A 20,715-nucleotide genomic window follows, 5' to 3' on the forward strand; every position below is an offset into this window, starting at 1 on the left:
GCGGGTCCGATCAAAATCTCAGCCAGACCCTGGTTTGGGTCGGGTGCGACCACCCATCAGTTCGATCCCGCGCCCGCGGCAGACTACTAGACTTCACAGGGGGGATGAAATCAACGTACCTGAAATCAGGAGATCTGTGATGAACAGAACATCTTGGCTGGCGTTGGTAGTAGCGGCAGGGGCAATTTCAAGTTGTGCAAGCAGAACCGAGATTGTCGATGTCCCCCTCGATGCTACCCCGCAAAACGCAGAGCATATCGCTCGAGCCACCCTCAGCCCGGTGGGCAACCAAACCAGCATCTGGCTCACTGTCGGTGGTGTCACCCACGACATGGCCGTATCTAGCCGCCTCGACACCGCTATCTACGCTGGTTCGTGCCAGCAGCTGGGCGCACAACCTGCGTACAAGACCCGTCAGGCCAACAGCGTCGACTATCCATCGCTCGCCCCACGAACCCAGCATTGGGCCCAGGCACCGGTGGCGCTGGGCACACTGACCAAGGGTGGCTATGCCTTGCTCGTTCGCACCAGCCCGGCAGACGGCAGCCGCCCTCTTTTCTGTGGCAACATCGGCGCTAGCTAGGGGCGAATCAAGCAAACTGTGCGATACCGTGACCTGCGCAACTCCAGCCTGGGCACGGTGACGCCTCAATCAGAACTGCCGTCCACGAGCATAGAAATGCGGGTTGTCCAGACCGGGCTTGCCATAAAGCAACGCATCACCGGCCAGGGTGCAAAGCTGTCCGCCTGCAGCCACCAGCACCGCATGCCCTGCGGCGATATCCCACTCCATGGTGCGTCCCAGGCGAGGATAAAGGTCAGCCTCGCCTGCAGCCACCAGGCAAATCTTCAACGATGAGCCGGCACTTTTCAGGGAGCGTACCTTGCGCCCGTCGAGGAATGCATCCAGCGCCTCGGCATCGCCATGGGAGCGGCTGGCAACAACGTCCATGCCCTCCTCCGCCACCGCCCGGCAGTGGATGGGCTGGCGCTGCCCGGCCTGTTCGATAAAGGCTCCGCAACCACGCGCCCCCGCGAACAAACGCTCCAGCGCGGGCGCCAAAACCACCCCCAGCACCGGCTCGCCATTGTCGATCAGGGCGATGTTCACCGTGAACTCGCCATTGCGATTGATAAATTCCTTGGTGCCATCAAGCGGGTCTACCAGCCAGAAACGCTGACCCACCTCTGGCACCTGGCCGGCAGCAGCGGCCTCTTCCGAAATCACTGGAATCTGCGGCGTACGCGCGGCCAAGGCTTGCAAAATCAAGGTCTCGGCACGTTCGTCAGCTTCAGTCACCGGAGAGGTATCGACTTTCCCCCGCACTTCGAAATCCGACCGATAAACCTCCATCACCAGATCACCCGCTTCGCGAGCGATACCGATGACGTCTTGGAGCAGAACAGACATTGACTGGTTCATGGGGTTTCTCCTGTTTTTGTTCTTCGTATGGTCCATACGGCCTATGCGCCGTTTTCCAGATCAGCGAACAGTACAGACATCCACAACTTCACCAATCAGCAAATGGATGTTTAACAGGAGTTCCTGTGTCCCACGGCAATAAGCTATCTGTTCCACAGATCAACACCCTACGCCTGCGCGCGGTGCAGTTGCGCATTGGCGGCAATACGCTCAAAGCCATCAGCCTGGACACAGGGCTCTCGTCACCCACAATCATCGCCGCCTACAAGGCCTGGCAGACTGGCGGCTGGAGTGCCGTACCGGTGCGCGACCGAGGGCGCAAGCAAGGTGAAGGCCGCAGTCTCTCGGCCGAGCAGGAGAAGAGTGTTTACCTGTTGTTGGTCAGCACATTGCCTGAACGCCACCAGCTGCCATTCCCGCTCTGGCATCTGGAGGCCATGCAGGCACTGGTCAAACACCTGCACGCTGTCGACCTGCCAGAACGCACCGCAGCCCATTATTTACAGCGCTGGCAGCTCAATGCCGAGCGCCCGGCCAAGCGCATCGCCAGCTCTTCGCCAGCGGTGCAGCGCTGGTACCGCAGTACCTACCAACACATTCTTGAGCAGGCTCGCACACAGAACGGTGAGATCCACTGGATCGACGACTACGGTGCGCGTAGCGAGCAGGGCAAGCTCAGTTATGGCGTTCTGCGCGCGGTCAGCAATCGCGGCAAGGTGATGTGGATGCCTTACGAAGACGGGTTGCGCGCACCTCACCTGGAAGCATTCTTCGAGCGCCTGCATCGCAGCAGCGAACGCAAGGTGTTTGCCCTGCTATCGGGCATGCACTGGCAGCGCGCCGCAGCTTTTATCACCTGGGCTGGCGAGCGCACCGACCGACTGCATCTGTTTCACCTGCCTCAAGCCAGCGAGATGCTCAGCGGTGCTCGCGAACTCGCAACGCACATCAATCAGCAAGCCGCCCGCGTCAGTAATGACGAGGTGCTCGACCACGCGGCAGCTGTCGCCCCCCCTTTACCACGCGACCCCATGCTGCAGATGTTGCGCCTGATGTTAAAACATCAAATCGCGCATAAGTCCGAACCGCAGCAGCTGTACGTTGAGAAACGACAACAACAAAAAGCGAGAGGAAAATCTATGACGCTTACCCATCTGCAACGTCTGGAAGCCGAAAGCATCCAGGCAATGCGCGAGGTTGTCGCCGAATCCGACAACCCCGTCATGCTCTACTCCGTCGGTAAAGACAGCGCGGTCATGCTGCACCTGGCGATGAAGGCCTTCTACCCGGCCAAACCGCCCTTCCCTTTACTCCATGTGGACACCACCTGGAAGTTCCAGGAGATGTATCGCTTCCGCGATCAGATGGTGGCCAAACTAAACGTGGATCTGTTGACCCACACCAACCCCGAAGGCATTGAAATGGGCATCAGCCCATTCAAGCACGGCTCGCAAATCCACACCGACATCATGAAGACCGAAGGTCTGAAGCAGGCGCTGGATCACTACGGTTTCGACGCAGCCTTTGGCGGTGCACGCCGCGACGAAGAGAAATCGCGGGCCAAGGAGCGGATTTTCTCCTTCCGCTCCGATCAGCACCGCTGGGACCCAAAGAACCAGCGCCCAGAGCTGTGGCACCTGTACAACACTCGCAAGCACAAGGGCGAATCGATCCGCGTGTTCCCTCTCTCCAACTGGACCGAACTGGACATCTGGCAGTACATCCATCTGGAAAATATCCCGATCGTACCGCTGTACTTCGCCGCACCGCGCCCGGTTGTAGAGCGCGACGGGATGCTGATCATGGTCGATGACGAACGTATGCCGCTAAACCCGGGTGAAGTTCCGATGATTCGCAACGTGCGCTTCCGCACCTTGGGCTGCTACCCGCTTACCGGCGCTGTCGAGTCCGAAGCCGACACCTTGCCCAAGATCATTCAGGAAATGCTGCTGACCCGTACATCCGAGCGTCAGGGGCGAATGATCGACCATGACTCGACCGCTTCGATGGAGAAGAAAAAACAAGAGGGGTATTTCTAATGGCACACGTATCCGACATGATTGCCGAGGATATCGAGCAATACCTCAAGGTTCACGAACACAAGAGCCTGCTGCGTTTCATTACCTGCGGCAGTGTTGACGATGGTAAAAGCACGCTGATTGGACGCCTGCTCTACGATTCGAAAATGCTCTTCGAAGACCAGATGGAAGCACTGGAAGCCGACTCGAAAAAAGACGGCACCCAGGGCGGCGAACTGGACTTCGCCCTGCTGGTAGATGGCCTCGCCGCCGAGCGCGAACAAGGCATCACCATCGACGTGGCCTACCGCTTTTTCTCCACTGACCGGCGCAAGTTTATCGTGGCCGACACACCGGGCCACGAGCAGTACACACGCAACATGGTGACCGGTGCCTCCACTGCGGATGTGGCCGTAGTGATGATCGATGCCCGCCGCGGCGTGCTCACTCAGTCCAAACGCCACAGCTACCTGGCATCGCTGATCGGTATTCGCAAGGTGGTCCTGGCCGTCAACAAGATGGACTTGATGGACTACTCGGAAAAGGTCTTCAATTCCATCGTTGATGACTACCGCTCCTTCGCCAAGCAGATCGGCCTGCAGGATTTCACCGCTATCCCGATGTCCGCGCTACGCGGTGAGAACATCACCGAACAAAGCGAGCACATGCCTTGGTACCGCGGTACCACGCTGATGGGTTACCTGGAAACCGTCGAGGTCGACGAGGCACACCAGCAGAAACTGTCGTTCCGCATGCCGGTGCAGTGGGTCAACCGTCCCAACCTGGATTTCCGTGGCTTCACCGGCACCATCGCCAGTGGCGTGATTCGTCCCGGTGACCGCGTGCGCGTGTTGCCGGGCGGCCAAGAGAGTCATATCTCGCGCATCGTCACCCTCGATGGTGACTTGCAGCAAGCCGTGGCCGGACAATCGATCACCCTGACCCTGAGCGACGAAGTCGACTGCAGTCGCGGCGATGTACTGTCTACCTCGGAAGACCCGACCAGCGTCGCCGACCAGTTCCAGGTCAGCCTGATCTGGATGCACGAACAGGCCATGCTCGCCGGTCGTCCTTACCTGATGAAGATCGGTGGCAAAACCCTGTCCGTGACCTTGTCGGTGCCCAAGTACAAGGTCAACGTCAACACCATGGAACATCTGGCGGCCAAAGAGCTGGCGCTGAACGAGATCGGTGTGTGCAATCTCTTCACCAGTCAGCCGATCGCTTTCGACGCCTACAAGGACAACCGCGAAACCGGCAGTTTCATCCTCATCGACCGCATGACCAACGCCACTGTCGGCGCGGGTCTGATCGAGTTCTCTCTGCGCCGTTCGCAGAACATCCACATGCAACACGTGGATGTGAACAAGAAAGCACGCGCCGAGCAGATGGGCCAACAGCCCGTGCTGTTGTGGTTCACCGGGCTGTCAGGGGCTGGCAAGTCCGCCATCGCCAACCTGTTGGAAACCCGGCTGTATGCCCGTGGCCGTCACACTTACTTGCTCGATGGCGACAACGTGCGCCACGGTCTGAACCGTGATCTGGGCTTTACCGATGCCGACCGCGTGGAAAACATCCGCCGGGTGGCCGAAGTGTCCAAGCTGTTCGTGGATGCCGGAATGATTGTCTTGACGGCTTTCATCTCGCCGTTCCGTTCCGAGCGTGAGATGGCACGCGGACTGCTGCAGGAAGGCGAGTTCATCGAGATCTTCGTCGACACGCCTCTGTCTGTGGCCGAAGAGCGTGATCCCAAGGGCCTGTACAAGAAAGTACGCCGTGGCGAGTTGAAGAACTTCACAGGCATCGACTCACCGTACGAAGTGCCTAACAAACCGGACATCCACATCAAGACCGGCGAGCTGACGCCGGAGAAAGCGGTGGATCGCATCATTACGGTGCTGATAGAGCGCGGCATCATCGCTAAAGAGTTCTAGCCCTTCGCCCGGTTCGCCGGGCGTTTAACGATCGCCTCGAGTAGTCCAAAAGGACGACGCGAGGCGAATAAAACAGTGGCTCTGTTGTGGGCCGATGAATCCGGTTCGGGCGCCTCTGCGCAGAGGCTCACGATCCGGGTTCGACTAATCAAGAGCGTCTAACAATGACAATCAGCTCGATTGACGAACAACATCTGTTGAGTGGCCAGACCTGGTCCACGTTTTGCGATCATCTCAAGCGCTGCGGCGAGCAGATCCTGCGCCCCGAAACGCCTGCCGATGCAGCCACCCGCGCTGAAGGTTTCCGCTACCTCACGCGCCTGCTGCGCATTGGCCTGGAAATGCACATCGAGTTTGCCGATCCGGCCTTTCCAAGCTTCTTCAAGACCTCCCACGAAACCGCAAAAATCGGCGCCGACAACCCGGACAACCTTTACGAATACTCGCGCCTGGACGGCACCCTGGAGTACCGCATCAAAGGTCAGCGCGGCAGTGTCGCCTACCTGAGCTTCGGCACCCAGAAAGGTGGGTATGAGACCGACGGCACCCTGACCCAGACCGGTTTCATCGATGCCAGTCAGTTACAGATAGATGCCCAAGGCAACTTCGAAATTATCCTCAGCCGCGAGCCGCAACCGGGCAACTGGCTGAAAATGGAAGATGTCAGTAACGCCCTGATCGTGCGCCAGACGTTTCTTGATCGCCGCAGCGAAGTACCGGCCAAGCTGAGCATTGAACGCATTGGCTCCGACTCCAAACCTCAGGCCCTCGATCCAGCGACCTTCCAGCAAGGCCTGGCGCGGGTGTCCAGTTTCGTCGAGAACACCGCCAGGCTGTTCGCCGACTGGAGCCAGAGCTACCTGCCCCACAGCAACCAGCTACCACCTGCCAACCAGGCGCTCTGCCAGGCCGTAGGCGGCGACCCGAACATTTTCTACTACCACTCGCACTGGGCGCTGGCTGAAGACGAAGCCTTGGTCATCCACATCGACAAAGTACCGGACTGCGACTTCTGGAACTTGCAGATCAACAACTACTGGATGGAGTCGCTGGACTACCGCTACCACCAGATTTGCTTCAACAAACACCAGGCCCAATACGACGACAACGGCGGCGTGACCCTGGTCCTCAGCGAACTGGATCCCGGGCTGAGCAACTGGCTGCACACCGCCGGCGTTCGCCAGGGCACGATGTGCCTGCGCTGGGTAGGAGCCCAGGAGCAATGCCACCCCACCACCCAGGTAGTAAAAGTGTCTGCCATCGCGGAGGCTCTATGAACGCGCATGTGACGATTGAAGATTTGAGTGTCGAAAATCTGTTGGCGAGCGCCATCGCCCGCACCGACGGCCTGAGCAATTTTGGCGATGACAACTATCGCGAGTCTTTGCAGGCGCTACTTGATGCCCTGTCGAGCGAAGCCGAGCTGTCGCACGCTGGCTTGCAAATGCTGCAGGAAAGGCTGGTAGGCCAATTGGTCAACCGCCTGGTGATGGAGGACTACCTGAGCCGTCATCCGCAAATAACCCAGATCCAGATCGACGACCCGCTGGTCATCCTGGGCCTGCCGCGCACCGGCACCACCATGTTGCAACGCACGCTGGCGGTTGACCCGCGCTTCTACTCGGCTGCCTGGTGGGAGACCCGCTTCCCGGCACCATTGCCCGACGAAACCCTGGCCGTGCCCGCCAAACGTATCGCCCAGGCCAAGGCCGAGGTCGAAATGATGGCCCAGGTCATTCCTCAGATCCTCGCCATCCACCCACTGGATGCCATGCTGTGCGACGAAGAATTCATGCTCATGGAACATTCGTTCATGTGCGCTATGGACGCTTACGTCAACGTGCCCAGCTATACCCGCTGGCTGGACCAGCAAGATCAGCGGCCGGTCTACACCCAGTTGAAAAAAATGCTGCAGTTCCTGCAATGGCAGAAGCAACAACGTGGTGAACCGACCAGCCAACGCTGGCTGCTCAAAGCCCCGCAGCACTTGCATACCCTGCACCTGTTGCTGGATGTATTCCCCAAGGCACAAGTGATTCTGACTCACCGCGAACCCGCCCAGACGATTCCTTCAATGGCCAGCATGGCCCACACCCTATGGCAGATGTACAGCGACAACCCGGACCCTAAAGCCGCCGGCGGACAGTGGAACACCCGCATGGCGCGTGGTATCCGCCACACCATGCAAGTCCGCGACCAGCATGCGAGCGAACGCTTCCTCGACATCAACTTTGCCGACACCGTGAACCAGCCGATGCAAGTTCTGGAAAAGGTCTACGCCTTTGCCAATCTGCCGTTTACCGACAAGGCCCGCGCCGACGCGCAGGGATGGCTGTCGCAAAACAGCCGAGAAAAACGTGCGAGCCACGACTACAGCCTGGAGCGCTTCGGTTTGAACGAAGCACAAATGACCCAAGACTACAGCGAGTATCGCGCCCGTCATCTGAGCGTCAACCCGTAGGCGAAGCCGGAGATCTCATGGAAAAGCTCATACTGACCTTGTGGAAACCTTCACAGTACAGCGCCAGTGATTGGCGCCAGGCGTTGCTCGGCCTGCGCGACGATCTGGCGGGCGTAGGCGCAAGCACCATCCGCGTCATGGTGGTCGATGAAAACGTGGCCGCCGCGTCTGCACAGCGCATTACCAACAGCGCCGTGCCCCTGGACGGGTTGCTTTCATTGTGGCTGGACAGTGCTTCGCAACTGCCCTCCGTCAAGGACCTTCTGAGCCCGCTGACCAGTCGCCTGGAAGCTTATCTGGTGCTTGAATCCGAACCTTACCCAGAGCAGCGGCAAGCGCGCGCAGCCCAGTACCGGGTGCCGCTTGGCGAGCGCACCCCCGGCATGAATCAGGTGGCACTGCTGCACAAGCCACATCGGATGAGCTACGAGCAGTGGTACGAGACCTGGCGCAACAGCCACGGTCCCAAGGCCTATCCACTGCAGTCGATCTTCGGCTACCGCCAGAATACGGTGATTCGCGCCCTCACCTTCGGTGCGCCCGTGCTGCACGCCATTGTCGAAGAAAGCTTCCCACCCGAAGCCATCGGCAATCCGCAAGGGTTCTTTGCGGCCCTGGGCGACCCGGAAAAGTGCGCTCAACGCCAACAGGCCATGTACGAATCAACCAGCACATTCATCGATTTCGAAAAGATCGACTGCATCCTCACCAGTGAATATCAGCTCAATGCCTGAGCAGCCCACAAGGAGGCCTTATATGTTGGATCTGGAAGCCATAGAGCTGATCAAACAGCTCAAGGCGCGTTATTTTCGCGCCATCGACACCTGCAACATCGAGATGCTGCAAGGCATGCTCACCGAAGATATCGCCCTGTCGTTCAAAAGCCCTGCCTACGAGTTTCACGTCAATGGCCTGGGCGATGCGCTGGACTTTTACCGCGCCTCGTTCACCAAAACTCGCCTGGCCACCCACAACGGTCACACCCCGGAAATCGAAGTCGATGGCGACCACGCCACGGCCCTCTGGTACCTGAGCTACGTGTTCATCAACCTGGAGGACAACACCCACCTGCACGGCAGCGCGATCTACCAGGATCGCTACACCAAACGCGCTGGGCGCTGGATGATCGCCGAGACGGGCTACGAAACCTTGCTCGAGACAATCCAGCCCCTGAGCGAGCAGCTGCAGATCACCTCCAGACCCATCAACTGAATGCACAGCAGGAGACAGCCATGGCCAGAGCCGAAAACATAATTACCTCCCATACGGTGGAAATTAACGCCCCCGCGCGGGTGGTCTGGGAAGTGCTCATTGATCTGGACAATTACCACCTGTGGAACAGCTTCTGTCCGAGCATTCAGTGCGGCCTGCAGATCGGCGACGAGGTGCATATGCAGGTATTGACCCCCGATACCGGCGAGACCGTTCCAGTCTTCGAATACCTCGTGGCCTGCGACCCCGAGCAGCTGTTGTCCTGGGAGCAGCGCCCCGTCCCGGAAAACATGGACGCTGCCCGTCGCGATCAATACATCAAGGCCATTGATGCCAACCGCTGCAGCTATTTCACCACTGATATTTTCCTCGGCCTGAACCAGGACACGATCATGCGCGAGCACGGTGAGTGGGTGCAAACAGGCTTCGACCGGATGGCCCTGGACTTGAAGAAACGCGCCGAAGAACTGCACGCCAACCGTGGTTGAAAACTCATTAGCTGCACAATTATAAAAAGGTAATTGCCATGTTGTTGAAAGATAAAGTTGTGATCATCTCCGGTATCGGTCCTGGCCTGGGCATCAAGCTGGCCGTGCGTGCCGCGGAGTATCAGGCGAAGGCCGTGGTGTTGGCCACCCGCACCCCCGCCAAACTGGATCAGGCTGAAAAGGCCATCCGCGACGCCGGCTATAACACACCGGTATTGAAAGTCCCCACCGACATCGCCCAGGCCGAACAGTGCAAGACGCTCGCCGACCTGACAATCGAGCACTTCGGCCAGATCGACGTATTGATCAACTCTGCCTACGCCCATGGCGCCTGGGGCAGTTCCTCCGAGTCGTCAATGGACGACTGGCGCAAGGCGATGGACGTCAACCTGTATGGCACCATGCACATGACCCAGGCCGTGCTGGCGCAGATGAAGAAACAGAAGTCGGGCAGCATCGTCATGATCAACACCATGGCCACCCGCACCCCCAACCAACTGGAATCCGGCTATGCCGTCTCCAAGGCTGCCTTGAAAACCGCCGTGCAGTACCTGGCCCAGGATCTTGGCCCGTTCGGCATCCGCGTCAACTCCGCCTTCATGGGCTGGATGTGGGGCGCGCCGGTGATCGGCTACTTCGAGAGCGAAGCCAAACGCCTGGGCGTCCCGATGGAGTCGCTGGTCGACCAGGTTGCCCAGCAGATTGCGTTGCGCAAAATCCCCGAAGACAACGATTGCGCCATGGCCGCCCTCTACCTGGCCAGCGATTACGCCAAGGTCATTACCGGCGCGCAACTGGATGTCAACGGCGGTCACTTTTTGCCCTGCTAAGTACTTCGAGGCGACAGCAATGTCGCCTCACTCAGATATTCACCGGCCATCGCCCTACCCTGGAGATTACCGACATGCTGGACCTCGTTGCCATCGAGCACATCAAACAGCTCAAGGCCCGCTATTTCCGTGGTATCGACACCTGCAACCTTGACCTGCTACGCAGCATCCTCACACCCGATGTGAAGATCCGCTTCGACAGCCCTACCTACCAGTTCGAACTCAACGGGGTGGAGCAAGCCATCGAGTTCTACCGCAGCAACTTCACCAACCGCCGTTTCGGCATGCACAACGGCCACACCCCGGAGATTACGGTCAACGGAGATGAAGCCACTGGCCTTTGGTACCTCAACGACCTGTTCATCAACCTCGATGAGCAAACCCAGCTCAACGGCAGCGCCATCTACGAGGATCACTACGTCAAGGTACAGGGTGAGTGGCGCATCCTGCGGACCGGTTACAAGCGGCTGCTGGAGATGATCGGCCCGCTTGGTTCCGAGTGGCGGATCACTTCCAGGCCAATCAACTGACCGCAATTTTCAGCTCAACGCAAACTGTTTGTCTCGTGCGTAACCTGATGCTGCCGAGTGCAGAAATCCAGCACCAAAACACCGGAGGACCTCATGTTGGAACTCATCAACGCCACCCCGTCAAAGCATCAAGGCCGCAACATCGACACCGACAGTACAGGCGCTATGGAAAAGACAACAACAGGAGCGCTCGATTCAACGTCAGTGATCATTGTCGGGGGCGGGCTAAGCGGCACCCTCACGGCCATTAACCTGCTGCATTGCACGGCGAATCAAGATGTCAGCATCACCCTGCTCAACCCCACAGCTGCGCTTGGCCGTGGCCTGGCTTACCGCGACAACAATAATGATTTACTGCTTAATGTGCCCGCCGGCAACATGAGCGCATTTGCCAATGCCCCCTCCCACTTCATGGAGTTTTGTCAGCGCATCGACCCCTCGATCAGTGCGGGTAGCTTTATGTCGCGACGCCTTTACGGACAATACCTGGAACGGTGCCTGGCAGACGCTATGGCAGCGCACCCCGGACGGCTCCACACGATGGTGGGCGAAGTGCATGAGGTGCAGGCGTTAGCGCAGACAAACGGCTTTACGGTCAAACTCTCATCTGGCCAATGCCTGGCTGCACAGCATGTGGTCTTGGCCTTGGGGCATCAACCGCCACGCTTTCCAGTACCGCTCGGGCCGCAGGAACGTGATCTGGTAATAGATGCATGGGATTTCGAGCGCATGAATCGCCTGCCAAGCGATGCACCCATTCTGATTTTGGGAACAGGTCACACAGCGATGGATGTGCTCTTTCACTTGACGCAACGGATTCGCCCCAGCTCGGTGTGGATGGCGTCACGTCGCGGGCTTTTGCCTGAAGCCCATCGGCTCAACCCTCCCCCTCCCCTTGCACCCGGCGCGCTGAATCCCGCCTCCTTTGGCGAACCACCACTGCGCACACGCGAGCTTATGCGCCGACTGCAGCAAGAAGTGGCTCGCCAGGTTCACAGGGGCCTTGATTGGCGCGACGTGTTCAACCAGCTTCGCTCCCACACCCCGCAGCTCTGGCATGCGATGCCGTTGGCCGAGCGCCGGCGCTTTTTACGTCATGCCGTAGCCTTCTGGGATGTACACCGCCACCGGCTCGCCCCGTTGGCGGCCAAGCGACTGCAGTCGCTGCTTGCCGCCGGAACGGTAGAGGTGCTGGCAGCAAGACTGTTGGCGGTTCGCAAAGCCAGTCATGACAGGCTGGAACTTGAGTTCAAACCTCGCGGGCAAAAGAATACGCAAACCCTGAGCGTGGCAGCCATCATCAATTGCACGGGCCCCAGCATGGGCATCGGCCCGGACTCCCAGCCCCTGCTTCAACAATTGGTCCAGGACAGACTGCTGGTGCCCGACCCATGCGGCCTGGGCCTGCAAGTCAATGATCGGCATCAGATAACCAACGCCCAGGGGAATGCCGTGCCAGGCCTCTGGTACGTCGGACCTATGCTTAAGGCCCGCTACTGGGAAGCCACCGCTGCGCCCGAGCTTCGTGTGCACGCGCAACAGCTTGCGCAGCATCTAGCCACGCAGATGGCCGCGCATTCCAAATCATCCACACTCACTGAATGCCAGGACAGGCATTTTGCTCATCTCACCAATCGTTAGAAAGCCACTACCTGTTCATACTCATCGCCTTAAGCGCTCAGAAGTAACATCGTCTGTTTGGGTTATTCATCGGCGCGCTCGCACTTGTACCATGCAGTCCGGACACATGGACCGGGACGCATCCGGACTCAAGGAGCTTTCATGACGCCCATTGATCAACTGGAAACACGCCTGCGCAAACTCGAAGACGTCGAGGCGATTCGCCAGCTCAAAGCACGTTATCTGGCGTGTTGTGATCTGAAGGATGCGCAGGGCATGCGCGATTGCTTCGCGCCAGGCCTGGTGCGTATCGACTACGGCCGAATCGGTGTGTTTGAAGACCGCGATCAACTCGCTGCTATTTTCGAGCAGCTCGGCTGCCATCCGCACGTTGTCGAGATGCACCACGGTATCAACCCGCAGATCGACGTGCTCGATGACACACAGGCCCTGGGCACCTGGGGCCTGCATTACCAGATGATCGATACGCTATCGAGCGTTATCACGCAGCTAGGTGCGCGCTACGAGGACGAGTACCGCAAGATCGACGGCCATTGGAAAATTTCCGCCACGCGCTGCGTTGTGATGTCCACGCTGGTAGCGAGCTACGAGGACACTGTGCCCGGCGTACGCTTCGCCGGCGTTCAGGCGAGCAGCGACGCCAAACCTTGAGGCGAGGTCCATCAGCCCACAACACAGCAAGGATCCGCAGATGAGTAACGTTAAAAACACATTGGTCGCCGTCGTGACGGGCGCGTCGCGCGGTGCCGGCAAAGGCATTGCGCTGGCGCTCGGCGCGGCGGGCGCGACGGTTTACGTGACCGGCCGCTCGCAGAATGAGGGCGACGCATCGCTGCCAGGCACGATCCACGCGACTGCGCGTGAGATCGACGCGTTGGGCGGCAAAGGCATCGCCGTCGCGTGTGATCACGCCGATGACGAGCAGGTGCGATGCCTCTTCGAACAGGTCGAACGCGAAAGCGGGCGGCTCGACATCCTGGTCAATAATGCGACTTTTCTACACGACCAACTGATTGAACCCGGGCCGTTCTGGAAGAAGTCGCTCGATCTCGTCAACATCCTCGACGTCGGCTTGCGCTCAGCCTATGTAGCGAGCTGGTACGCGGCTCCGCTCATGGCCAAGCGTCGCGGCGGGCTGATCGCGTTCACCTCCTCATTTGGCTCGAACTGCTACATGCACGGCGCTGCATACGGTGCACAGAAGGCCGGTGTCGACAAGCTTGCCAAAGACATGGCCGTGGACCTTCGTCCTTACGACGTCGCGGTGGCGTCCATCTGGATGGGGCCGTTGCGCACGGAGCGCACGATACGCGCACTGGAAGAGCACCCGCAGCGGTATGAAGCGTTTTCGTTCGTCATGGAAAGCCCGGAGTTCACCGGCAAGCTCATCCACGCGTTGTATTGCGACCCGAACCGGATGACGCAATCCGGACAGGTACTAATCGGTGCAGAACTGGCGCTGACGTACGGCATTGTCGATCTGGACGGCCAACAACCCCCGTCCTATCGCGACCAGTTGGGTAGCCCAGTGCAGGCGCATCCGGCGATAGTCGAGTAACACCGACCGAGGATTCATGGAAAGACTCATGCAAACCAGGTGCATGCAGTCATAGCACAGCGTCGAACAAGGGGGGTGGGCAAGTGACAAGGCGACAGAGATGTCGCCTGTTTTTCTATCTGTTCGGCAACCTGGTTCGTGTGGCTAAAAAAGGCGCGCAATGCGCACCCGCCCACATTCAATGACCAGACACAGGCCTTAACGGAAACTCAGCCAGTTCGAAACGTTCTGGTTGATGGCGACACAGCCTGCGTACTGCTTGCAGGATTTAAGGCTGGGCGATTCCACTGGCGGGGATACCTGCACGACCAACACCAGCAGGAACAGGATCAACAAACAAAGGTTATAGGCAAGAAGACTTTTTGTTTTCATTGTCAGTACTCTCGTGACCGTTACGTCAGACCTCTATCATTGCAATAACTCGGGGGGCTACCCCCTTTCCAGGCCGCCCCCACGATTGACCAACCGCGGGTTGTCGCTCGTGGGGACGTTACCCTTCAGCGCTCGTCGACCGTGATGAATTCGCGGCGCTCAGCCATGCTCGCAGGCACTTTGTCCTCATCGGTAAAGAACTGTTGGTACCACTCGCGCAGTTGGTAGACCGGGCCGTCGTTTTCCGCCAGCACCGGGTTGTCGATACGGATTTTATGCTTCCAGATATCCACGTCCTGATAGAACGAAGTGCGGTTGCCCATGACATAGGCCTTGGCCACTTCGATGTTCTGCTCTTCGCTCCAGCCGGGAACCCGCTTGACCATGCAGCCGAAACGCAGGTCGAAGCTGTTGGCCGTCACAGGCACATGGCTGTTGAGCAAAATGGCGTGTATCCGCACATCTCCGAACATCGAACTGATGTGAGTGAAGTGGGTTGCCGGGCCGTAGTAGGCCGACGGAGCGATCAGATCGCCGCCCAGGCGCTCGGAATCACCGTGGAAGATCTGGTGGCCGATGTGCCCTTCGAAGACATTGGCGAAATACTTGGTCGGCGTGCCGTGCACAGGGCCGAAATGCATGGCATCCACCAGATTATCAACCAACTCCCGTGGGTTGGTTTCGATCAGCATGGTGTCGATGTTCCAGTCGTGAATCCAGTCCGGGTCGTCCATCTCGGCCAGGTGCGGGATGATCACGCCGTCTTTCGGCGGACGGCCTTCAGGGTTGTTCCAGACGAACAGCAGGTTGTTTTCCTCACAGGTCAACCAGCTGCGGGTCTTGGCCTTTGGTGGAATGCGCTTGCAGTAAGGAATCTCGACGCATTTACCGCTGGTGTCATATTTCCAGTGGTGGAACGGGCATACCACGGTGTCGTTTTCGATGGTGCCCTTGGACAGGTCGGCCCCCATATGCGGGCAATGGGCATCGAGGATGCTGATGGCACCCTTGCTGTCGGCAAACGCCACCAGGCGCGTGCCAAAGATATTCAACGTGTGCAACTGACCATCGCGGTAATCCTGCGCCACACCCAGACAGTGCCAGCCACGGGCGTAACGGTGAGTACGCTGGGCGTTTTCGATGCTGATTTCAGCGAGTTTCGTCATTGTTATTATTCCTCGATTGGAAACTTTGGGGAGCAATACCCCCAAAAAAAACAGGGTGAACCCATAGCAGACATCATTGAGCGCCCCGGCAAGGGATTCATCCCTCACTTGGACTAGATCAAACGAGATTCACTCTCAAAGGATTCACCTGTCAGCCTCTGCCATCGCGAGTCCGCGTCGGCTATTGGCCAAAGCGACGGGCAGCTTCCGGACCGAAATCCCGCGGGCTGAAGCCCGGCTTGTTTAGCTGATAGCCGTTGCGCTGTTCGTTGATCAGGTTGAACGCCAGGTAACTGCCGGCATTAAGGTCGTAGTACAGCCCCACGCCCGCTTGTGGCCGCTGACTTTCATAGGCGTAGAAAAAGTTGAGCATCGAGGTCCGCCACAGCTGGCCACGGTTGTCGTAGTTATCGGCGAGCATCGGGAACCAGGTGTCCTCATCGATGTACAACTTGCGTTTGCCGTACAGGTGGCGGAAACCCGGCTTGAGGGTGCCTTCCAGTTCCCAGACCCTATGACGCTCGTAGCGCATGGCATCGGGGTTGATATGGCCAGGGGTCAGCAGGTCGGCGTACTTGAGGTTGGCCGAATGCAGGCGATAGGTGTCGTAGGGAATGAACATCTCGCGCTTGCCGACGATTTTCCAGTCATAACGCTCCCCCGAGCCGTTGAACAGGCGCACCTCGTCCACGGTGATCGAGCCACCGCTGCCGGGGAAGGACATGTCGAAGCCATACCCCGGCGACTGCCGCACTCGCCGGGTGCCCGGGTCGTAACGCCAGGCCTGGTTAGGCTCGGCTTTGAAGTTCCAGAAATTGGTACCGGTATTGATCTCGCCCTTGTCCCGTTGTGGCAGCAAGGTTTCGTTGAGGTAGAAGGATTGATTGCCGACGGTTTCGCCGACCTTGCCCGGTTCTCCTCCCGGTGCCAGGTTGCGCGAGTGCACACGGCCCCAGTTGATGTTGCCGTCCTTGAGCACATAGGCGTTGTCGGAGGTGTATTCCTCGGTCCAGGCCATCAAGGCGAAGGACGAGGCATTTTTCAGCAGTTCCATGCCGGTGCGCGGTACCGGAAAGGGTGTACCACCGGTTTTGCCTACCACCCCTTCACCGTCATCCACCAGGCGCGCGATACTGGCGTTCTCGCGGGTGGCCTGGCAAGTCGAGTCACTGAAACGGAAATCCCGGTGCGAGGGGTAGATCGGCATCTTGTACGTAGCCGGGTAGAGCTTGAACAAGGCTTTCTGCCCATCGGACAGGTAGTCACTGTATTGCGCAAGGTTCGTCGCGGTAATCACGAACAGTGGTTTTTCATCCGGGTAAGGATCAACCGGATGGTTGCCAGTCCCCTTGAAGTCTACGTGCGGCGGTACGCCCAGCCACTTGCCGCTGAACGCCGGGATGCTGCCATCGGCATTGGCGCTCTTGTCGGCACCCATGCAAGTCAAATCCTTGCCCAGGCGCTCCACATCTTCCGGTGCGGCCTGCACAGTACCGATCGCACTGCATCCCAATAACAACCCCAGCACCCATGTGGGAGTGGCGTTGGTAGCCCGCGAGACAAGACAACTGGAGGCCAGGTTACTGCCGGTCATTATTATTCTCCTTGGTTACCGATAGCGGTTTCCCAGTATCGGCACCCCAAGGAACCGGCAGCATCGTCCGCACGGACTAACGCCTTTTCCCTCGGTGCCTGTGAACGACAGACTAAAGCGCATCCTTCGCTGATCCTGGCAGCTGTGGCCCGGCCAATGCCACGACACTGTTGAGCATGATCCGCACAAGCTCGGTCTGGCGCCGGACACCCGTCTTGGAAAAAATCGAGCGCAAGTGCGCACGGGCGGTATTACGGCGGATGTTCAGCGCCTCCGAGGCCTCCTCCAGCGACAGGCCGTTAGCCAGCTCCAGCGCCAGCAAGGTTTCCGCAGGCGTGAGGTTGTACAGCTGCGCAGTTACCACATTGCTCACCAGCGACTTGCTGACAGCGTCGCGGACATAGACCACTACGGTAGGTTTTCCTCTGCCCTCGACCAGTTCCTGCGTCGGAATCAACTCCACCACCACCCCCAGGCTGACTTTCCCCGAGGGGCGGGAAATCGACGTGGCCTCGGCTATCTGCAACCCGGCGCGGCCTTGCTTCACCCGTTGAAAGGCGTTGCGCACCAGCCGCGACAGTTCACGATTGTCACTCGGGTAAGTCGCCTCCAGCCGCCCGCCGACGACTTTAAGGCCGTCCTGGCTGGCGAGGATCTCCCGGGCCACCGGGTTCAGTTGCACCACCGTGCCGTTTTCATCGAGCACGATAGTCGCCACCGCCATACGGCTGATCGTTTGCGAGTACAAACTGCCCAACGACTCACTGCGATCCAGTAGTGAATGCATGTGCAGGGCACGTCGCAAATGCGGCAATAGCATGGCGCACATGGCCCGCTCGACCTGGGAAAAACGTGCCTGGCCCCGGGGCCGATTGATCCGCAAGCGCACCGTGCTTCCGTCCGGCATGCGGATGTCAGCGCCGAGCATCTGGTAGCAATCATGGGGCTGACAAAACAACAGGTAAAAAGATGAACTGACCCACTCCTCATCAGTCATCAACTCATCAATGGTGAACACCGTGTCGGTGGGCAACCCGTCGAACAGCGTGGACTTGGCGTAGTAGGCGTAATGGTTGATGCCGCCCTCCCCCAATTCAATGTCCCCGGCGACCATCATCGGCGACAGCAGCGGCTCATCCTGCACACGCAAAATCAAGGTCACGAAATTGGCCTTGAACAGCTTGCGCAGCTGGTGCAACGAATCACCCATGCAGCGAATATCCATGGCCGAGTCGTACATGTTGCCGATGAGGCCTTCGTATTCGGCCAACTCCAGCCCAATCTGCGCGAGGACCTGCGCATTCGGCACACGACTTTGCATAACCACTCCCCCGCAGCGGGCCCGGACTGCAAGGCCCGCATCAATTTAATCGTAATGGGTGTTATCTGCGCTCAACTGCCCCAGACACGCTGCGCCGCAGGCGCTTCGGCGAGAATCTCAGCCACGGCGGCGCCGATTTCCTCGACACGCCACAACGCGCCTTTGTCGCGGGTGACCCCGGTGCGCCAGCCATCCCCAAGGGAAATACGACCACCCTGACTCTCGAAAACCTTGCCGCTGACGTGAGCCGACTCGGCACTGCCCAGCCACACCACCAGCGGCGCGACGTTTTCCGGCGCCCAGGCGTCGAAACTGCCGTCCTCGGGCTTTTTAACCACGTCGGGCATGGCGCTTTCGGTCATCGATGTACGTGCCGCCGGGGCCAACGCGTTGGCGGTGATGCCATAGCGCGCCAGCTCAGCGGCCTGCACCAGGGTCAACGCGGCAATCCCGCCCTTGGCCGCCGAATAGTTGGACTGTCCCACCGAGCCTTGCAGGCCGGCGCCGGAGCTGGTGTTGATGATCCGTGCGTCGACCGCAGTACCGGCCTTCGCCAGATCACGCCAACGCCGCCCCAACAGGTTCGCCAGGCAATAATGGCCCTTGAGGTGAACGCGCATGACCATGTCCCAGTCCTCTTCGCTGAGACTGATGAACATGCGGTCGCGCAAGACCCCGGCATTGTTGACCAGCACGTGCACCTCACCGAACGCCGCCACTGCGGCATCGACGATACGCTCGGCGGTGGCCAGGGTGGTGATGTCGTCACTATTGGCGATGGCCTGACCACCGTTGGAACGGATCTCACCCGCTACATCCTGCGCCGCGTCGGCACGAATATCGTTGATCACTACGTTGGCGCCCGCCGCGGCGAACGCCAGCGCATAGGCGCGACCGAGCCCGCCTCCGGCGCCGGTGATGATCACGGTACGGCCTGAACAAATAGCCATGCTTGACTCCTGATAACTGAGTGACCGCACGCCCAGCGAACGGCGGTACGGATGGGAAACCCCTAGAGGCGTTCGATGATCGTGACGTTGGCCTGGCCGCCGCCTTCGCACATGGTTTGCAGACCATAACGGCCGCCGCTGTATTCCAGCTCGTTCAACAGCGTGGTCATCAGCCGTGCGCCCGTGGCACCGAGCGGGTGACCCAGGGCAATGGCACCACCGTTGACATTGGTGCGCGCCGGGTCGTAGTCCAGCTCCTGGGTCCAGGCCATGACCACCGAGGCAAAGGCTTCGTTTATCTCTACCCGGTCGATATCGCTCATGCGCAGGCCGGTTTTTTCCAGGGCCCTGCGTGTCGCAGCAATTGGCGCGGTCAGGTGCCAGATCGGATCATCACCCAGCACCGTGAGGTGATGGATGCGCGCCCGTGGCGTCAGGTCGTAACGCTTGAGCGCCGCCTGCGAAACCACCAGCAGCGCCGACGAAGCGTCGCAGGTCTGGCTCGAAACGGCCGCGGTGATCGAGGGGAATTGCGGGTCCACCGGCAGTAGTTCGGCCATTTTTTCCAGGCTGGTCAGGCGTGGAGTTTCATCCGCACGCAGGCCGTTGCAAGCGACGATTTCCCGAGCGAAACGCCCGCTCTCAATGGCAGCCAGGGCGCGGCTATGGCTTTGCAGGGCAAACGCTTCCATCTGCTCGCGAGTGATGCCCCAATGATCGGCGATGCGCTGGGCGGCATAGAACTGGTTGACCGGCTGATTACCAAAGCGTGCGCGCCAGCCTTCGCTACCGGAAAACGGATCGGCAAACCCCAGCGGCTGTCCGGCGAGCATGGCCGAGGAAATCGGAATCCGGGTCATGGTTTGCACCCCGCCCACGGCGATCACATCCTGGGTGCCGCTCATCACCGCCTGCGCCGCGAAATGCAGCGCCTGTTGCGACGACCCGCACTGGCGATCGATCGTGGTGCCGGGCACATTCAGCGGCAACCCGGCGGCGAGCCAACTGGTACGGGCAATATCACCAGCCTGGGAGCCAATGGTGTCGACACAGCCAAAAATCACGTCGTCATAGTCTTCGCCCGGAATGGCGTTGCGTTCCACCAATGCCTTGAGTACATGAGCACCCAGGTCTATGGCGTGAACCTCGCTCAAGGCGCCTTTGCGCTTGCCGGTCGGGCTGCGCAGTGCATCAACTATATAGGCCTCTGGCATGAC

Annotated in this window: 20 protein-coding genes; 13 read left to right on the forward strand and 7 right to left on the reverse strand. The window is 59.3% G+C overall.

Annotated elements, in window-relative coordinates; genetic code table 11:
* Positions 1 to 139 precede the first annotated feature (139 nt).
* Positions 140 to 583, forward strand: coding sequence for a hypothetical protein (locus tag KO536_RS15095; RefSeq protein WP_219262262.1), 444 nt, complete (start codon positions 140 to 142; stop codon positions 581 to 583).
* 69 nt (positions 584 to 652) lie between these two features.
* Here the strand turns inward: KO536_RS15095 and cysQ are convergent, their stop codons facing one another.
* The gene (gene cysQ, locus KO536_RS15100) at positions 653 to 1,423 is read right to left on the reverse strand and encodes a 3'(2'),5'-bisphosphate nucleotidase CysQ (protein ID WP_219262263.1); all 771 of its coding nucleotides are present in this window, start codon (positions 1,421 to 1,423) and stop codon (positions 653 to 655) included.
* Between the two features lie 1,052 nt (positions 1,424 to 2,475).
* Here cysQ and cysD point away from each other — a divergent pair.
* From cysD to KO536_RS15160, 12 genes are all read left to right on the forward strand, one after another.
* Complete coding sequence (cysD, locus tag KO536_RS24335) at positions 2,476 to 3,462, forward strand: sulfate adenylyltransferase subunit CysD (RefSeq protein WP_257622956.1); 987 nt, start codon at positions 2,476 to 2,478, stop codon at positions 3,460 to 3,462.
* Complete coding sequence (cysN, locus tag KO536_RS15110) at positions 3,462 to 5,375, forward strand: sulfate adenylyltransferase subunit CysN (RefSeq protein ID WP_219262265.1); 1,914 nt, start codon at positions 3,462 to 3,464, stop codon at positions 5,373 to 5,375. Before cysD ends, cysN begins: the two co-directional genes overlap by 1 nt.
* Positions 5,376 to 5,539: 164 nt before the next feature.
* Positions 5,540 to 6,652 (forward strand): DUF1214 domain-containing protein, encoded by a 1,113-nt coding sequence (locus KO536_RS15115; RefSeq protein ID WP_219262266.1) that lies wholly within the window; start codon positions 5,540 to 5,542, stop codon positions 6,650 to 6,652.
* Complete coding sequence (locus KO536_RS15120; RefSeq protein WP_219262267.1) at positions 6,649 to 7,836, forward strand: sulfotransferase; 1,188 nt, start codon at positions 6,649 to 6,651, stop codon at positions 7,834 to 7,836. Before KO536_RS15115 ends, KO536_RS15120 begins: the two co-directional genes overlap by 4 nt.
* Before the next feature lie 17 nt (positions 7,837 to 7,853).
* The gene (locus KO536_RS15125; RefSeq protein WP_219262268.1) at positions 7,854 to 8,570 is read left to right on the forward strand and encodes an EthD domain-containing protein; all 717 of its coding nucleotides are present in this window, start codon (positions 7,854 to 7,856) and stop codon (positions 8,568 to 8,570) included.
* 22 nt (positions 8,571 to 8,592) lie between these two features.
* Positions 8,593 to 9,048: a nuclear transport factor 2 family protein gene (locus KO536_RS15130; RefSeq protein WP_219262269.1), complete on the forward strand. Its 456-nt coding sequence runs from the start codon at positions 8,593 to 8,595 to the stop codon at positions 9,046 to 9,048.
* 20 nt (positions 9,049 to 9,068) lie between these two features.
* Positions 9,069 to 9,536: an SRPBCC domain-containing protein gene (locus KO536_RS15135; protein WP_219262270.1), complete on the forward strand. Its 468-nt coding sequence runs from the start codon at positions 9,069 to 9,071 to the stop codon at positions 9,534 to 9,536.
* A gap of 38 nt (positions 9,537 to 9,574) precedes the next feature.
* Complete coding sequence (locus KO536_RS15140) at positions 9,575 to 10,366, forward strand: SDR family oxidoreductase (protein ID WP_219262271.1); 792 nt, start codon at positions 9,575 to 9,577, stop codon at positions 10,364 to 10,366.
* 74 nt (positions 10,367 to 10,440) lie between these two features.
* Positions 10,441 to 10,896, forward strand: coding sequence for a nuclear transport factor 2 family protein (locus tag KO536_RS15145; RefSeq protein WP_219262272.1), 456 nt, complete (start codon positions 10,441 to 10,443; stop codon positions 10,894 to 10,896).
* A 57-nt stretch (positions 10,897 to 10,953) separates the two neighbouring features.
* On the forward strand, positions 10,954 to 12,537 hold the full coding sequence (locus KO536_RS15150) for an FAD/NAD(P)-binding protein (RefSeq protein WP_374105710.1): 1,584 nt from the start codon (positions 10,954 to 10,956) through the stop codon (positions 12,535 to 12,537).
* A gap of 141 nt (positions 12,538 to 12,678) precedes the next feature.
* Positions 12,679 to 13,188 (forward strand): nuclear transport factor 2 family protein, encoded by a 510-nt coding sequence (locus KO536_RS15155; RefSeq protein WP_219262273.1) that lies wholly within the window; start codon positions 12,679 to 12,681, stop codon positions 13,186 to 13,188.
* A gap of 40 nt (positions 13,189 to 13,228) precedes the next feature.
* Positions 13,229 to 14,095, forward strand: coding sequence for an SDR family NAD(P)-dependent oxidoreductase (locus KO536_RS15160; protein WP_219262274.1), 867 nt, complete (start codon positions 13,229 to 13,231; stop codon positions 14,093 to 14,095).
* A gap of 198 nt (positions 14,096 to 14,293) precedes the next feature.
* Here KO536_RS15160 and KO536_RS15165 read toward each other — a convergent pair whose 3' ends face one another.
* From KO536_RS15165 to KO536_RS15190, 6 genes are all read right to left on the reverse strand, one after another.
* A complete protein-coding gene (locus tag KO536_RS15165) occupies positions 14,294 to 14,467 on the reverse strand; it encodes a hypothetical protein (protein WP_219262275.1) in 174 nt (57 codons plus the stop codon).
* A gap of 125 nt (positions 14,468 to 14,592) precedes the next feature.
* Positions 14,593 to 15,633, reverse strand: coding sequence for a Rieske 2Fe-2S domain-containing protein (locus tag KO536_RS15170; RefSeq protein ID WP_219262276.1), 1,041 nt, complete (start codon positions 15,631 to 15,633; stop codon positions 14,593 to 14,595).
* Between the two features lie 181 nt (positions 15,634 to 15,814).
* Entirely contained in the window at positions 15,815 to 17,227 is a 1,413-nt protein-coding gene (locus KO536_RS15175) for a DUF1329 domain-containing protein (protein WP_219262277.1), read from the reverse strand.
* 112 nt (positions 17,228 to 17,339) lie between these two features.
* A complete protein-coding gene (locus KO536_RS15180; RefSeq protein WP_219262278.1) occupies positions 17,340 to 18,548 on the reverse strand; it encodes a LuxR C-terminal-related transcriptional regulator in 1,209 nt (402 codons plus the stop codon).
* Positions 18,549 to 18,619: 71 nt separating this feature from the next.
* Positions 18,620 to 19,498, reverse strand: a complete 879-nt coding sequence (locus KO536_RS15185) for an SDR family oxidoreductase (protein WP_219262279.1) — start codon at positions 19,496 to 19,498, stop codon at positions 18,620 to 18,622.
* A 62-nt stretch (positions 19,499 to 19,560) separates the two neighbouring features.
* A complete protein-coding gene (locus KO536_RS15190) occupies positions 19,561 to 20,712 on the reverse strand; it encodes an acetyl-CoA C-acetyltransferase (RefSeq protein WP_219262280.1) in 1,152 nt (383 codons plus the stop codon).
* Positions 20,713 to 20,715 lie beyond the last annotated feature (3 nt).

The sequence above is a fragment of the Pseudomonas sp. NKUCC02_KPG genome, from assembly GCF_019345465.1.
In the GTDB taxonomy this organism is placed as follows: Bacteria; Pseudomonadota; Gammaproteobacteria; order Pseudomonadales; family Pseudomonadaceae; genus Aquipseudomonas.

Excerpts from the sequence above, each read along its gene's own strand:
- KO536_RS15095 (WP_219262262.1), top strand. The coding sequence starts at position 140 with ATGAACAGAACATCTTGGCTGGCGTTGGTAGTAGCGGCAGGGGCAATT.
- cysQ (WP_219262263.1), bottom strand. The coding sequence starts at position 1,423 with ATGAACCAGTCAATGTCTGTTCTGCTCCAAGACGTCATCGGTATCGCT.
- cysD (WP_257622956.1), top strand. The coding sequence starts at position 2,476 with ATGTTAAAACATCAAATCGCGCATAAGTCCGAACCGCAGCAGCTGTAC.
- cysN (WP_219262265.1), top strand. The coding sequence starts at position 3,462 with ATGGCACACGTATCCGACATGATTGCCGAGGATATCGAGCAATACCTC.
- KO536_RS15115 (WP_219262266.1), top strand. The coding sequence starts at position 5,540 with ATGACAATCAGCTCGATTGACGAACAACATCTGTTGAGTGGCCAGACC.
- KO536_RS15120 (WP_219262267.1), top strand. The coding sequence starts at position 6,649 with ATGAACGCGCATGTGACGATTGAAGATTTGAGTGTCGAAAATCTGTTG.
- KO536_RS15125 (WP_219262268.1), top strand. The coding sequence starts at position 7,854 with ATGGAAAAGCTCATACTGACCTTGTGGAAACCTTCACAGTACAGCGCC.
- KO536_RS15130 (WP_219262269.1), top strand. The coding sequence starts at position 8,593 with ATGTTGGATCTGGAAGCCATAGAGCTGATCAAACAGCTCAAGGCGCGT.
- KO536_RS15135 (WP_219262270.1), top strand. The coding sequence starts at position 9,069 with ATGGCCAGAGCCGAAAACATAATTACCTCCCATACGGTGGAAATTAAC.
- KO536_RS15140 (WP_219262271.1), top strand. The coding sequence starts at position 9,575 with ATGTTGTTGAAAGATAAAGTTGTGATCATCTCCGGTATCGGTCCTGGC.
- KO536_RS15145 (WP_219262272.1), top strand. The coding sequence starts at position 10,441 with ATGCTGGACCTCGTTGCCATCGAGCACATCAAACAGCTCAAGGCCCGC.
- KO536_RS15155 (WP_219262273.1), top strand. The coding sequence starts at position 12,679 with ATGACGCCCATTGATCAACTGGAAACACGCCTGCGCAAACTCGAAGAC.
- KO536_RS15160 (WP_219262274.1), top strand. The coding sequence starts at position 13,229 with ATGAGTAACGTTAAAAACACATTGGTCGCCGTCGTGACGGGCGCGTCG.
- KO536_RS15165 (WP_219262275.1), bottom strand. The coding sequence starts at position 14,467 with ATGAAAACAAAAAGTCTTCTTGCCTATAACCTTTGTTTGTTGATCCTG.
- KO536_RS15170 (WP_219262276.1), bottom strand. The coding sequence starts at position 15,633 with ATGACGAAACTCGCTGAAATCAGCATCGAAAACGCCCAGCGTACTCAC.
- KO536_RS15175 (WP_219262277.1), bottom strand. The coding sequence starts at position 17,227 with ATGACCGGCAGTAACCTGGCCTCCAGTTGTCTTGTCTCGCGGGCTACC.
- KO536_RS15180 (WP_219262278.1), bottom strand. The coding sequence starts at position 18,548 with ATGCAAAGTCGTGTGCCGAATGCGCAGGTCCTCGCGCAGATTGGGCTG.
- KO536_RS15185 (WP_219262279.1), bottom strand. The coding sequence starts at position 19,498 with ATGGCTATTTGTTCAGGCCGTACCGTGATCATCACCGGCGCCGGAGGC.
- KO536_RS15190 (WP_219262280.1), bottom strand. The coding sequence starts at position 20,712 with ATGCCAGAGGCCTATATAGTTGATGCACTGCGCAGCCCGACCGGCAAG.